Consider the following 13,657-nt stretch of genomic DNA (forward strand, 5'->3'; position numbering starts at 1 on the left):
TTTCTGTGGAGACCGGCGCCGTGGTGTCGGATGCCTGGTCGGGATACAGGAGACGGGCGGGGGCTCGGAGAAGACTCACCGCGTCATATCAAAATATCACACGCAACATCACATATCAACAAGCTGCATGCGGCTGCCACTCTCGCCGTGAAATTGCGTCGTTCAGACGCAACTTTCAGCTCCCGAAGTTGACGCGCCTCCTGTCCCGAGTAGAGTTGAGTCCATCGGACGCAAGTCCGGCAGACTTGCAAGACAACGCACCGAACAGAAGGAGCACCCACACATGGGACGTGCAGTAGGCATCGACCTCGGAACCACCAACTCGGTCGTCAGCGTGCTCGAGGGCGGTGAGCCCACCGTCATCGCGAACGCCGAGGGCCTCCGCACCACGCCGTCGATCGTCGCCTTCACGAAGGACGGAGAGGTGCTGGTCGGCGAGACCGCGAAGCGCCAGGCCGTCACGAACGTGGACCGCACCATCGCGAGCGTCAAGCGCCACGTCGGCACCGACTGGACGACCGAGATCGACGGCAAGAAGTACACGCCGCAGGAGATCTCGGCCCGCACCCTCGGCAAGCTCAAGCGCGACGCCGAGCAGTACCTCGGTGAAGACGTCACCGACGCGGTCATCACCGTGCCGGCGTACTTCAACGACGCCGAGCGCCAGGCCACGAAGGACGCCGGTGAGATCGCCGGCCTCAACGTCCTCCGCATCATCAACGAGCCGACCGCTGCTGCGCTGGCGTACGGCCTCGACAAGGGCAAGGAAGACGAGCTCATCCTGGTCTTCGACCTCGGTGGCGGCACGTTCGACGTCTCCCTGCTCGAGGTGGGCAAGGACGACGACTTCTCCACGATCCAGGTCCGTGCGACCTCCGGTGACAACCGCCTCGGTGGTGACGACTGGGACCAGCGCATCGTCGACTACCTCGTCAAGAAGTTCAAGGACGAGCACGGCGTCGACCTGTCCACGGACAAGATCGCGAAGCAGCGGCTCAAGGAAGCTGCCGAGCAGGCCAAGAAGGAGCTGTCGAGCCAGCTGAGCGCCAGCATCCAGCTGCCGTACCTCACGCTCACGGCCGACGGCCCGCTCAACCTCGACGAGACCATCTCGCGCGCACAGTTCGAGCAGATGACCTCCGACCTGCTCGACCGCACGAAGAAGCCCTTCAACGACGTCATCAAGGAAGCGGGCGTGTCCGTCAACGACATCGCGCACGTGGTCCTCGTCGGTGGCTCGACCCGCATGCCCGCCGTGGCCGAGGTCGTCAAGTCGCTGACCGGTGGCAAGCAGCCGAACCAGGGCGTGAACCCGGACGAGGTCGTCGCCGTCGGCGCCGCACTGCAGGCCGGTGTCCTGAAGGGCGAGCGCAAGGACGTCCTGCTCATCGACGTCACGCCGCTCTCGCTCGGCATCGAGACCAAGGGCGGCCTGATGACGAAGCTCATCGACCGCAACACCGCGATCCCGACCAAGCGCAGCGAGACCTTCACGACCGCTGACGACAACCAGCCGTCGGTCGCGATCCAGGTCTTCCAGGGCGAGCGCGAGTTCACCCGCGACAACAAGGCGCTCGGCACCTTCGAGCTCACCGGCATCGCGCCGGCTCCCCGTGGCGTCCCGCAGGTCGAGGTCACGTTCGACATCGACGCCAACGGCATCGTGCACGTGTCCGCGAAGGACAAGGGCACCGGCAAGGAGCAGTCGATGGTCATCTCCGGCGGCTCGTCGCTGCCGAAGGAGGACATCGAGCGCATGGTCCGCGAAGCCGAGGAGCACGCGGCCGAGGACAAGGCCCGTCGTGAGGCGAACGAGCGTCGCAACCAGGCCGAGCAGCTCGTCTACTCGATCGAGAAGCTCATCAAGGAGAACGACGAGAAGCTCCCCGCGGACGTCAAGTCCGAGGTGCAGGCCGACGTCGACGCGCTCAAGTCCGCGCTCGCGGGTGAGGACGAGGACGCTGTGAAGGCGGCCTTCGACAAGCTCAACGAGTCGCAGGGCAAGCTCGGCCAGGCGATCTACTCCCAGCAGGACGCCGGCGCTGCCGGTGCCGGTGCTGCGGGTGCCGAGGGCGAGCAGCCCCAGGCCGCCGACGACGAGGACATCGTCGACGCCGAGGTCGTGGACGACGACGAGAACGACAAGAAGTAGCCGATGACGGACCCCAACGACAACGTCAACGACAACGACGAGCCCCAGGTCGAGGGCGACGCCACGAACGCCGAGCAGCCGGAGGACCTCATCGAGGCCGAAGGCCCCGACGTCGAGGTGCCGACCGACGCACCCAACGACCTGAGCCCCGAGGACGAAGCCCTCCTGGCCGACGCGGCGAGGGGGATGGCAGAGGACAACCTCTCCGCCGCCGACCGCGACCTGGTCGCCGAGATGCGTGCGGACATGCTCCGTGCGCAGGCCGAACTGGTGAACTTCCGGAAGCGCGTCGAGCGCGACCGAGAGGCCAACCGCGAGGTCGCCATCGCCGAGGTGGTGCGTGCACTCCTCCCGGCGCTCGACGACCTGACCCGCGCCGAGGCCCACGGCGACCTGACCGAGGGCCCCATGCAGGTCATCGGCCAGAAGATCCGTGGCGGCTTCGAGAAGTTCAAGCTCGTGCAGATCGGCGAGAAGGGCGAGTCCTTCGACCCGAACATCCACGAGGCGATCGTGCAGCTCCCGACACCGGGCGCCACCGGCCAGACCGTGGCGGACGTCGTCGAGCCGGGCTACAAGCTCGGTGAGCGTGTCCTCCGTGCGGCCAAGGTCGCGGTGGCGGTCCCGGCCTGAGCCGGGCGCCCCGTGGCGACGACAGAAGAAGGTAGGTGAGCGGTGGCGAGTCAAGACTGGTTCGACAAGGACTTCTACAAGGTCCTCGGAGTGTCCAAGGACGCCTCGGACGCCGACCTCAAGAAGACCTACCGGAAGCTCGCGCGGCAGTTCCACCCGGACTCCAACCAGGGTGACGCGGCCGCCGAGAACCGCTTCAAGGAGATCAGCGAGGCGTACTCGGTGCTCTCCGACAAGGAGCAGCGCCAGGAGTACGACCAGGTCCGCGCCATGGGTTCGGGCGCTCGGTTCACATCGGGTGGCCCGGGCCAGGGCGGCGGGTTCGAGGACGTCTTCGGCGGCATGTTCGGTCAGCAGGGCGCCGGCGGTGGTGGGCAGCGTGTCCGCTTCGGCCAGGGCGGCGGCGGCGCGGGCGGCTTCGAGGACATCCTCGGCGGGATGTTCGGTGGCGGCGGGGGTGGCGGCTTCGGCCAGCCCTCCGGCGGCTACCGCGGCTTCGGTGGACCAACGAAGGGCCGAGACGTCACCGCGACGACGACGCTCGACTTCACCACCGCGATCGCCGGCGACACCGTCAAGCTGTCGCAGGGCAACGGCCGCCCGGTCAACGTCCGCATCCCCGCGGGCGTGGCTGACGGTCAGAAGATCCGGCTGCGCGGGCGCGGGGAACCGTCGCCCGACGGCGGAGAGGCCGGTGACCTCGTGGTCACGGTCACCGTCCGGAAGCACCCGGTGTTCGAGCGCGACGGGCAGAACCTCCGTCTGGACGTCCCCGTGACGTTCGTCGAGGCAGCGCTCGGCGCGACGATCCAGGTGCCCACCCTCGGCGGCGAGCCCGTCAAGCTCCGGGTCGCGCCGGGCACGCCTTCGGGTCGTGTCCTGCGCGTCAAGGGCCGTGGCGTCACGACCAAGAACGGCACGGGCGACCTGCTCGCGACCGTCCAGGTCGCGGTGCCGTCGCACCTGACGGACAAGCAGCGCGAGGCCGTCGAGGCACTCGCCGAGACCCTGCCGGACGAGGACCCTCGCGAGGACCTCCTCGCCAAGGCGCGCGGCTGACGCCTGCCTGGCAGCGCAACAACAGCAGGGAACCGGCCTGGAGGCGCGGCGCGGCTCCGTCAGGAAGCCGCACCGGGCCTCCAGGCTGGTTTTCACCCCACGCGGACGACGGAAAGGAACACGCCATGACCGACATGGACGAGAACTCGCCCGTCTTCGCGATCGCGGTGGCGGCGGAGCTCGCCGAGATGCACCCGCAGACGCTCCGCCAGTACGACCGGCTCGGCCTGGTCGTGCCGGGCCGGACGCGTGGCGGCTCCCGCCGGTACTCGATGCGTGACGTCGCACAGTTGCGTGAGATCGCGCGGCTCGGTTCCGAGGGCGTCTCGCTGGAGGGGGTCCGGCGGGTGCTCGAGCTCGAGAACGAGAACAAGGCGCTGCGGGACCGGGTGCGCGAGCTCGAGACGGCCCTCGCCGATCAGCTCATCAGCCGGCCGGGTGCCCGGGTGTTCGCGGCGACGGCGACGGGTGCGGCCATCTCGTTGAAGGCCGGCTCACGGCCGCAGCGGAACACGCAGATCGTGCTCTGGCGTCCACCGCGCTGATCCAGCCCGAGACGCACGAAGCGGGGCGGAGCACATGCTCCGCCCCGCTTCGTGCGTCTGTCAGGCGAGGCGGATGCTGAACGCGGCCTCGATCGTGCTGGTCGCGCCGCCCGGCGCCTTCTGGTCGACGTACACGTTGTACGTGCTGTTCCCGAGCGAGATGCCCGAGACGCAGGACCACGTGCCGTCGGCGCGGACCGTGGTCTCGCAGATGGTGCGCGTGGTGCCACGGACCGTGATGGTCGCGCCCGCTGCACCCGTGCCCGTGAAGGTCGGCTTCGCCGTCGTCACGACCGCGTTCGCACCCGGACTGGTGACCGCGAGCGGCTTCGTGGGCTGTGCGGCGACCTGGAACGCGATGGTCGCGGTCGTCTTGCCCGAACCGGTCACGGTCTGGTCGACGAACAGCGCGTACGAGGTGTTCGACAGGTCGAAGTCGGCGGTGCAGGACCACCGGCCGTTCACGACGGTCGTCTCGCAGACGGTGCGCGAGGTCCCGCGGACGGTGATCTTCGCACCGTCGTGGCCGCGACCCGCGAACGTCGCACGCGGCGTGGTGACCGTCGAGCCGGCGGTGGGGCTGGTGACGATGAGCGGCGACACCGCGGGGGCCTTCACGACGACGGCGACGGAGGCGGTCGTGGTGTTCGCGCCGCGGGACTTCTGGGTCACCTCGATCGTGTGGCGACCGGGCGCGAGGTCCGAGGTGCGGAGCGTGTAGTCGCCGAACCCGTTGACCTCCCCCGTGCCGATCACGGTCGGCGACCCGGCGAGGCGGGCCTCGAGCAGGCTGTTGGCTTCACCGTGGCCGACGACCACCAGGCGGCCGGGCTCGTGTTCCGACCCCGCCGCCGGGGTCACGATGTCGACGCCCGAACCGTAGTTCGCGGTGACGTCGATGTGCCCGAACGACTCCTCGGCTGCGCTCTGCCACACGGTGATCGTCGTCGCGCCGGCCTTGTTCGGTGCCGTGATCGGGAACGAGTACGCGCCGCCGACGCCGTCCGCGATGCCGGAGCCGATCCGAGTGCCCGCCGCATCACGGGCGATCACGGTCGCGCCGCCCGTGGCCGTGCCGGACATCGTCGCCCGCTCGGTCACGAAGCCGGCGAAGCGCACCGAACCGGTGGTCGCGGCCCGCGTGAGCGTCACGGTCACGGTCGCGGTGTCGACGACGGTGCCGCCGACGACCTGCTGGACGGTGAGGGTGTTGATACCGAGGCGGAGACTGTCGACGGTCACCTTCCACGTGCCGTCCGTGCCGACCGTGCCGGCGACGCGGTCACCGACCCGGATGGTCGCTGACGGGGTGCCGGTGCCGTGCAGGACTGCCGATCGGTCGACGATGTCCGTCGCGCCGACCCTGGCAGTGAACGCCGCTGCGGGGGCGGTCGAGGACGTGGCGGTCGGGGTGGCGGGAGCCTCGGTGGGCAGTGCGGTCGCGGCGGCCGGGCCGAGCGCGAGACCGGACACGATCGTCGCGGTGGCGAGGCCGGTCGTCAGGGCGGCGGTGCAGAGTTTTCGCATGGAGGTGCCTTCTGGTGGGGGAGAAGCGTGCATGTGCACGCATACAACATGTCACATATACCAACGTCCATATGACCCGCGGTTGCCAGGACAACGTGCTCCGGTCGACGACCCGGAGGCAGGGATCGGTACGCTGGCGCCGTGCCACCGGACTTCGCCGACCTCTTCCGCCGCCGTGACGACGACGTGCCGGACCTCATCGCGATCGACGGGACGGACCGGTTCCTCATCGACGAGGCGCCGCACGTGCACGGTGACGCGCTGCGGCAGCCCGGCGAGGTCGCCGTCGTGGACGACCGCTACGGGGTCCTGACGCTCGGGCTCATCACGCAGTACGGCGCCTCGGACATCCGCGTCGTGCAGGACTCACTCGTCGGGGAGCGGGCACTCGAGGCGAACGCCGGCACCTTCGGACTGCGCGGCTTCCACCACCCGGACTCGCTCGAGGACGCCTTCCGCGACGTCCGGCTCGTGGTCCTGCGGCTGTCGAAGTCGCACGACCGGCTCGACGAGATCGCGCGCGCCGTCGCCCGCTTCGCCGCGCCCGACGTGGTGCTGCTGTGCGGCGGGAACGTCAAGTACATGCACGTGTCGCAGAACGACGTGCTGCGGCGGTCGTTCGGCGAGGTCACGGCCTCACGCGGCCGGGGCAAGTCCCGGCTGCTCATCGCGCAGGACCCGCTGCGGGCACAAGCGACCCGCGCCGCCGTCACGAACCCGTGGCCGCGGTCGGTGCACATCGACGACCTCGGGATGACGCTCGTGGCGCACGGCGGGGTGTTCGCCGGCGCCTCGCTCGACCAGGGCACGCGGGTGCTGCTCGACGCGATGGACCGCGCGGTGCCCACGGCGCGCACGATCGTGGACCTCGGCTCCGGCAACGGGGTCATCGCCGTGGCCGCGGCGCTCCGACGACGATCGGTGCGGGTGATCGCGACCGACGTGTCCCGGATCGCGGTCGCCTCGACGCTGGCGACGGCGGAGGCGAACGGTGTCGGTGACCGGGTCACCGCCGTGCGCTCGGACGCCGGCGACGAGCTCGGGACCGGGGCCGCACAGCTGGTGCTCTGCAACCCGCCGTTCCACGCGGACACCACGGTGACCACCGACGCGGCCGAGGCGATGTTCCGGAACGCGGCCACGATCCTCCAGTCCGGTGGTGAGCTCTGGTGCGTCTGGAACTCGCACCTGCGCTACCGGCCGGTGCTGGAACGCCTGGTCGGGCCGACCCGACAGGTGACGCGTACCGACAAGTTCACGGTGACGGCCTCGAAGCGGGCATGACGAAGGGCGGCCGCGCACCGCGCGACCGCCCTCCGTTGCCCTGCGAGTCCGCAGGGGTGAACGTCTACGCCGGGACGTAGTCGAACGTGTCCGGGTCCGGACCCGTCCGGTGGCCCTTGTCGAGCGTCGTGATGTCGGTCATGTCCTCGCCCGAGAGCTCGAAGTCGAAGATCGCGAAGTTCTCCTCGACGCGGGCACGGGTCACCGACTTCGGGAACACGATGTCGCCGCGCTGGATGTGCCAGCGGAGCACGACCTGTGCGGGGGACTTGCCGTGCGCGGACGCGATGCGCGTGATGGTCTCGTCGTCGAGCACGAGGCCCTGCGCGATCGGCGACCAGGCCTCGGTCGCGATGCCGAGCTCGGTGTCCACGGCGCGCAGCTCGTCCTGGGTCAGGTACGGGTGCACCTCGATCTGGTTCACGGCCGGCGTGATCGTGGTCTCCGCGATGAGGCGGCGGAGGTGGTGCGCCTGGAAGTTGCTCACGCCGATGGAGCGGGAGGTGCCGGCGTGGTAGAGCTCCTCGAGTGCCTTCCACGTCGGGACGAAGTCCGACACGGTGGGCAGTGGCCAGTGGATGAGGAACAGGTCGGTGTAGCCGCCGAGCAGGTCGGCCGACTTCTTGCCGTTCTCCGTCGCGAGGGCCGGGTCGTGGAAGCCGTTGTTGAGCTTCGAGGTCACGAAGATCTCGGAACGGTCGATGCCCGACTCGGCGATGGCCTCTCCCACCTCTTTCTCGTTGCCGTACATCTCGGCGGTGTCGATGTGGCGGTACCCGACCTCGAGCGCGGCCAGGGTGGCGGCCTTCGTCTCGGAGGGGTCGATCTGGAAGACGCCGAAGCCGAGCTGCGGGATGGTCTTGCCGTCGTTCAGGGTGATGTTCGGAACGGTCATGGTGCCATGCAACCAAACGGTCCCCAGGAACCATTCCGGGAACACCCAGCCCGGGCGCGCCGTCAGGCCAGGGCTGCGGTGATGTACGCGAGCAGCGCCGCACCGTAGGCATCCGCGGCGACGGCGTCGCTGAACGTCTCGGGCGACGAGGCGATCGTGGCGGTGACGACGAAGGACGACCCCGACGCCGACAGGGACACGAACGCCGGCCCGAGCAGTTCGCGCAGCTGGTCCTCGCGGGGCAGCCAGAGCGACTCGGACGCCTCGACCGAGTCGAGTGCCCACTCCGTCGTGCCGTTGAACCCCAGGACGGTGCCCGAGGGGTAGTCGTGTCGTTCGACCGTCATCTCGGACACGGTGTAGACGTCGTCGTCCACGCCGGGCTTGTCGATGACGAACCGGTCGCCGGTGGTGGGGTGCCAGCGGAGCCCGGCGTCACGGAGGGATCGGGCGAGTGCAGCGGTGATCACCACCCCAGCCTGCACGAATCCGGCCGCGTTGACCGTATCTCCGCAGAGGTTGCAGAGAGCAAGCCGTACTAGCATCGCCGAGCACCCCAACGCGCGGCCGCACCAGCGTCCGCGCGCGCGACGCGACGACGCCCGGGCAACCGGTGCCGCGCCTCCAGGCCGGAAGACCGACCACGAGGCGGCCGGCCGGCCGGCGTCCCGACCACGGTGGGCACCAATCCGTCCGCTCAGAGAAGGACCCGCATGACCCTCGAACGCGAGGAACTCCGCGACGACTGGACCGTGACGATCGCGGGGGACGGCGTGCCCGCCGGGGCACCCACCGGCATCTCGGGACGCGCCATCCGGGCGACGGTGCCCGGGCAGGTGCACACCGACCTCGAGCGCGAGGGCCTGCTGGCCGACCCGACCCTCGACCGCAACGAGGACGCCGGCAAGTGGGTCGGACGGGCCGACTGGTCGTACCAGCGCACCGTCGACGTGGACCCGCGGGGCTTCGAGCGCGTCGACCTCGTCTGCGACGGACTCGACACGGTCGCCGAGCTCAGCCTCGACGGCGTCGTGGTCGGCACCACGCGGAACATGCACCGCCGCTACCGCTTCGACGCGCGGGACCAGACCGGCGGCGTCGGCCGGGGGAGCAAGACCCTCGAGATCCTGTTCGAGTCGCCGTACCGCGAAGCCGGGCGGGTCGCGGCGAAGGCCGGCAGCATGCCCGGCCCCTACGACGAGCCGTTCCCGTACATCCGCAAGATGGCGTCGAACTTCGGGTGGGACTGGGGACTCACCGCGGTGACGAGCGGTCCGTGGCGACCGGTCGCGATCGAACGCTGGTCGACCGCTCGACTCCGGGACGTCCGGCCGCTGGTGGACGTCGAGGCGGGCGAGGGCGTGCTCGACGCGCACATCACCGTCGAGCGCTCCGGCATGAACGACCTCGACCAGGACGGTGAGGACGACGACCTCGTCCTCGTGGTGACGGTGAGCGGCGGGACGGCGGACGGCGGGACGACGCGGCAGCGCTCGCGTGCGCAGCTGACGCCGAAGGACGACGAGACCGTGGTCACGGTGCGGGTCCCCGAGGTGCAGCGCTGGTGGCCCCGCGGCTACGGCGCACAGGACCGGTACGACGTGGTGGTCGAACTGCAGACCGTCGACGGCGAGGTCCTCGACCGCTCGACCTTCCGCACCGGCTTCCGCTCGACGCGGGTCGTCACGGCATCCGACGACATCGGCAAGCCCTTCGTCATCCACGTCAACGGCACACCCATCGACGTCCGCGGCGTGAACTGGATCCCGGACGACGTCATCGTGTCGCGGGTGGACCGTGCGCGGGTGCTCACCCGCCTGCAGGCCGCGGTCGACCTCAACGTGAACCTCATGCGCGTGTGGGGTGGCGGGGTCTACGAGTCGAACGACTTCTACGACGTCTGCGACGAGCTCGGCCTGCTCGTCTGGCAGGACTTCCCGTTCGCCTGCGCCGCCTACCCCGAGGGCGAGCCGATCCGCAGCGAGGTCATCGCCGAGGCCCGGGACAACGTCGCCCGGCTCTCCCGCCACCCCTCGCTCGTCGTGTGGAACGGCAACAACGAGAACATCTGGCTGCACGGCGTCGACAACTGGGGCGACGAGCTCGGCGACCGCGGCTGGGGCCTCGACTACTACCTCGACCTCCTGCCGACGATCGTCGACGCGGTCGACCCGTCGCGCTTCTACACGGTGGCGTCGCCGTGGTCGGGCGACGAAGCCCTGTTCGCGAACGACCCCGACCACGAGACGCACCACTCGTGGGACGTCTGGAACCGGCTGTCCGACGAGCACTACCGCGACTCCGTCCCGCGGTTCGTGTCGGAGTTCGGGTGGCAGGCGCCGCCCGCGTGGCGCACCCTGCGTGAGGCCGTCACCGACGCGCCGCTCCGGGTCGACTCGCCCGGTGTCGTGCACCACCAGAAGGCCACCGACGGGATGGCGAAGCTCGCCCGCGGGATCGCGCCGCGCTTCGGCTCCGTCGACCCGGCCGCGTTCGACGCGTGGCACTACCTGACGCAGCTGCAGCAGGCGCGCGCGATCGCGACGGGCGTCGAGCACTGGCGGACGCACTGGCCGCGGAACACCGGCGTCGTGGTCTGGCAGCTCAACGACCTGTGGTCGGTCTCGTCGTGGTCGGCGATCGACTCGGCGGGGCGGCTGAAGCCGCTGGCGCACGAGTTGCGTCGGCTGTACGACGACGTGCTGCTGACGATCCGTCCGGTCACGTCGGTCGCGTCGGGCGGGTCGGGGCAGCCTGGAGGCGCGGATCACCCGGCCTCGTCGGCTGCCGTGGGCGAGACGGCCGAGTTGGGCGACCTGGCGCAGACCCTCTCGTTCGGGGTGTCGCCCGGGGCGTCCGGTGGTTCGCCCATCGAGGTCGCCGTCCGCTCCACCCGCACCGGCCACGACAGCGTCGTGCGCGTCCGGCGGATCACCCTCGCCGGCACCGTGCTCGCCGAGGTGACGCTGCCCGTGCACCTGTCCGCCGCCGGGGTCGCCGTGGTGGCCCTGCCCGAGTCGGTCGGCGTGGTCGACGACCCGGCGAACGAGCTCGTCGTGGCCGACATGGACTGGCGCCGAGCGGTCTGGACCCCGGCGCCCGACCAGGACATGCGCTGGGAGCCGGCGCGGTACCGGACGACCTTCACGCCGTTCTCCACCGAGGACGGCGACGGTCTCGACCTCGTCGTCGAGGCGGACTCGCTCGTGCGGGACCTGCTCGTCCAGCCCGACCGGGTCGCACCCGGTGGCACCGTCGACCGCGGGTTCATGACGTTGCTGCCGGGGGAGCGGGTCGCCTTCCGACTGCACGGCGTGACCGAGGCGGACGTGCCAGCGCTGCGCGAGGCGCCCGTCCTCTGGACACTCGATCGGGTCCTCGACCGTTGATATGCAAAACTACAGAGTGATATACTGACCGGAGTGCCGTCCTCGTCGTTCCCGAGCGATGACGGCACCCGGTCGGTCTTCCCGGCCGGTGCCGACAGGAAGGCCCCCGATGTCACTCGCGATCCGATCGCCGCAGCCAGCTGCTCCGACTCCGCCCACCTCCACCCCGTCGAACGGGGCGAATGCCGGTGCCGGTGCCGGTGCCGGTGCCGGTGCCGGGGCCGGTGCTGCTCGCGGCCGCACGGTCCGACGCCGGACCGACGGCTTCGGCCTCGGGGTGCTCGACCTCGGCCTCCTGCTCGTCGCGTTCGCGATCGCGCACGTGGCCCGCTTCCCCGGTGAACTCAGCGCCGGCTCCGCCATGGCGGGATGGGTCGAGTTCGTCGTCGCACCCGTGATGATCGCCACGTGGATGGTCCTGCTCTCGGTGTTCCGCACGCGTGACCCGCGGATCACCGGGGTCGGTGGCGACGAGTACCGCCGACTCTTCACCGCCAGCCTGGTGTCGGTCGCCTCGGTGGCCGCGGTGGCGTACGCCGTCCAGATCGACCTCGCCCGCGGCTACGTCGCGATCGCGTTCCCGCTCGGGCTGCTCCTGCTCGCGCTCGGCCGGAAGTCCGTGCGCACCTCACTCGCGCGGCGCCGTGCCCGTGGCGAACGGCTGCAGGACGTCCTGCTCGTCGGGGACCTCGACGACGTCCAGTACGTCGGGCGCCGCATCGCCTCGACGCCGTCGGCGGGCTACCGGGTGCGGGCGGTCATCACCGACTGTGCCGTGCGCGGGACGGAGGTCGCCTTCGGGGCTGCGTCGGCTCCGGTGCTCGACGGTGTCGACGCCGTCCTCGACCGTGCTCGTTCGGAGCAGGTCGCCGCGGTGGTCGTCGCCGGCGCGATCCGCGGTGGGCACGAGCGGCTGCGGCGGCTCGGGTGGCAGCTCGAGGAGCACGGGTCGAACTCGTGGTGTCCTCGCCCCTCGCGGACATCGCCGCCGGTCGCGTCCACGAACGACCGGTCGACGGGCTGCCCCTCATGCACGTCGAGACACCGGACTACCGACGGCGACTGGGCAAGCGTGCGCTCGACGCGGCCGGGGCGGGCATCGGTCTGGTCCTGCTCGCGCCGGTCTTCGCCGTGATCGCGCTCGTCGTCCGCGCCGACGACCGCGGGCCGGTCTTCTTCCGCCAGACCCGGGTCGGCCGCGGCGGGCAGGAGTTCTCGATCCTGAAGTTCCGGACGATGTGCGTCGACGCCGAAGCGCGGGTGGCGGTGCTCGAGCAGTCGAACGAGGGCGCCGGGCCGCTGTTCAAGATGAAGGACGACCCGCGCATCACACGGATCGGCGCGTTCCTCCGGAAGACCTCGCTCGACGAGCTGCCCCAGCTGTGGAACGTGCTGACGGGGTCGATGAGCCTGGTGGGGCCCCGGCCGGCCCTCCCGCGCGAGGTCGCCCTGTACGAGGACTTCGCCGACCGCCGGCTGCTCGTGACCCCGGGCATCACCGGACTCTGGCAGGTCAGCGGCCGGTCGGACCTCGACTGGGCCGAGGGAGTGCGGCTCGACCTGCACTACGTCGAGAACTGGTCCTTCGTGCACGACGTGGTCATCCTCGCCCGCACGATCCCGTCCGTGCTCCGCTCCCGGGGCGCCTACTGACCGTCGCGCCCAGCCCGTTGGCTGTGCGAACGGTGTCCTTCGGCGGCCCGGCCTGGGCTTCCAGCCGGGTGGGAGTTACGATGGGGGGACCACGGACTTCCGCCGCTCGTGTCGACGACGACACGAGCACGGCGACCAGTTCAATACCAAGGAGTCATGATGCTCGGAAACCTCGGCGGCATTCACCTGCTGATCATCCTCGGGATCGTCATCCTGCTGTTCGGTGCGACCAAGCTCCCGGCGCTCGCGAAGGGCCTCGGCCAGTCGATCAACATCTTCAAGAAGGAGATGTCGGACGACGAGAAGAAGGCCAAGGGCACCGACGGCGGCGTGCAGAACACCGCTGGCGTGCAGAACACTGCCGCCGAGTCGACGCCGCAGCCGGTCGTCAACCCGGGCCCGTCGGTCCAGCCGAACTCGGACTCCCGCAACTAGCGACTTCCCCAGCCAGGACACCCAGCCCCGTCCTGTCGGCAGCCCCCGCGACCACACCGGTCGCGGGGGCTTCGTCGCGCGCGGC

At 70.3% G+C, this 13,657-nt stretch carries 11 protein-coding genes and 1 pseudogene; 9 read left to right on the plus strand and 3 right to left on the minus strand.

Annotation, left to right across the window (positions count from 1 at the left end; genetic code table 11):
- Positions 1–283: 283 nt before the first annotated feature.
- The 4 genes from dnaK (at position 284) to DEJ28_RS02815 (ending at position 4,389) form a co-directional block, all read left to right on the plus strand.
- Positions 284–2,152 (plus strand): molecular chaperone DnaK, encoded by a 1,869-nt coding sequence (gene dnaK / locus DEJ28_RS02800; RefSeq protein ID WP_111116589.1) that lies wholly within the window; start codon positions 284–286, stop codon positions 2,150–2,152.
- 3 nt (positions 2,153–2,155) lie between these two features.
- Positions 2,156–2,785, plus strand: a complete 630-nt coding sequence (locus DEJ28_RS02805) for a nucleotide exchange factor GrpE (RefSeq protein ID WP_111116590.1) — start codon at positions 2,156–2,158, stop codon at positions 2,783–2,785.
- A 42-nt stretch (positions 2,786–2,827) separates the two neighbouring features.
- A complete protein-coding gene (locus tag DEJ28_RS02810; protein WP_111116591.1) occupies positions 2,828–3,844 on the plus strand; it encodes a DnaJ C-terminal domain-containing protein in 1,017 nt (338 codons plus the stop codon).
- 134 nt (positions 3,845–3,978) lie between these two features.
- Positions 3,979–4,389: a heat shock protein transcriptional repressor HspR gene (locus DEJ28_RS02815; protein WP_111116607.1), complete on the plus strand. Its 411-nt coding sequence runs from the start codon at positions 3,979–3,981 to the stop codon at positions 4,387–4,389.
- 60 nt (positions 4,390–4,449) lie between these two features.
- On the opposite strand, the gene DEJ28_RS02820 is transcribed toward DEJ28_RS02815, so the two are convergent.
- Complete coding sequence (locus tag DEJ28_RS02820; protein ID WP_111116592.1) at positions 4,450–5,916, minus strand: Ig-like domain-containing protein; 1,467 nt, start codon at positions 5,914–5,916, stop codon at positions 4,450–4,452.
- A 141-nt stretch (positions 5,917–6,057) separates the two neighbouring features.
- Here DEJ28_RS02820 and DEJ28_RS02825 point away from each other — a divergent pair, with 141 nt between their 5' ends.
- Positions 6,058–7,200: a class I SAM-dependent methyltransferase gene (locus tag DEJ28_RS02825; protein WP_111116593.1), complete on the plus strand. Its 1,143-nt coding sequence runs from the start codon at positions 6,058–6,060 to the stop codon at positions 7,198–7,200.
- Positions 7,201–7,264: 64 nt separating this feature from the next.
- Here the strand turns inward: DEJ28_RS02825 and DEJ28_RS02830 are convergent, their stop codons facing one another.
- Together DEJ28_RS02830 and DEJ28_RS02835 are read right to left on the minus strand one after the other, a co-directional pair.
- Positions 7,265–8,095 (minus strand): aldo/keto reductase, encoded by an 831-nt coding sequence (locus DEJ28_RS02830; RefSeq protein WP_111116594.1) that lies wholly within the window; start codon positions 8,093–8,095, stop codon positions 7,265–7,267.
- A gap of 62 nt (positions 8,096–8,157) precedes the next feature.
- Positions 8,158–8,565, minus strand: coding sequence for a pilus assembly protein CpaE (locus tag DEJ28_RS02835; RefSeq protein ID WP_111116608.1), 408 nt, complete (start codon positions 8,563–8,565; stop codon positions 8,158–8,160).
- Between the two features lie 243 nt (positions 8,566–8,808).
- Between DEJ28_RS02835 and DEJ28_RS02840 the strand changes: the two genes are divergently transcribed.
- The 4 genes and pseudogenes from DEJ28_RS02840 (at position 8,809) to tatA (ending at position 13,572) form a co-directional block, all read left to right on the plus strand.
- Positions 8,809–11,484 carry a glycoside hydrolase family 2 protein gene (locus DEJ28_RS02840; RefSeq protein ID WP_111116595.1) on the plus strand — a complete coding sequence of 892 codons (2,676 nt, stop codon included), beginning with the start codon at positions 8,809–8,811 and terminating at the stop codon, positions 11,482–11,484.
- 412 nt (positions 11,485–11,896) lie between these two features.
- Positions 11,897–12,361, plus strand: a pseudogene (locus tag DEJ28_RS02845) (nucleoside-diphosphate sugar epimerase/dehydratase); the annotation flags it as partial.
- A gap of 83 nt (positions 12,362–12,444) precedes the next feature.
- Positions 12,445–13,137, plus strand: coding sequence for a sugar transferase (locus DEJ28_RS02850; protein ID WP_258368162.1), 693 nt, complete (start codon positions 12,445–12,447; stop codon positions 13,135–13,137).
- Positions 13,138–13,293: 156 nt separating this feature from the next.
- A complete protein-coding gene (tatA, locus tag DEJ28_RS02855) occupies positions 13,294–13,572 on the plus strand; it encodes a twin-arginine translocase TatA/TatE family subunit (protein WP_258368163.1) in 279 nt (92 codons plus the stop codon).
- Positions 13,573–13,657 lie beyond the last annotated feature (85 nt).

This window comes from Curtobacterium sp. MCPF17_002 (assembly GCF_003234115.2).
In the GTDB taxonomy this organism is placed as follows: Bacteria; Actinomycetota; Actinomycetes; order Actinomycetales; family Microbacteriaceae; genus Curtobacterium.

Coding starts and splice junctions, on each gene's coding strand:
- dnaK (WP_111116589.1), top strand. CDS start 284: ATGGGACGTGCAGTAGGCATCGACCTCGGAACCACCAACTCGGTCGTC.
- tatA (WP_258368163.1), top strand. CDS start 13,294: ATGATGCTCGGAAACCTCGGCGGCATTCACCTGCTGATCATCCTCGGG.
- DEJ28_RS02830 (WP_111116594.1), bottom strand. CDS start 8,095: ATGACCGTTCCGAACATCACCCTGAACGACGGCAAGACCATCCCGCAG.
- DEJ28_RS02815 (WP_111116607.1), top strand. CDS start 3,979: ATGGACGAGAACTCGCCCGTCTTCGCGATCGCGGTGGCGGCGGAGCTC.
- DEJ28_RS02840 (WP_111116595.1), top strand. CDS start 8,809: ATGACCCTCGAACGCGAGGAACTCCGCGACGACTGGACCGTGACGATC.
- DEJ28_RS02805 (WP_111116590.1), top strand. CDS start 2,156: ATGACGGACCCCAACGACAACGTCAACGACAACGACGAGCCCCAGGTC.
- DEJ28_RS02820 (WP_111116592.1), bottom strand. CDS start 5,916: ATGCGAAAACTCTGCACCGCCGCCCTGACGACCGGCCTCGCCACCGCG.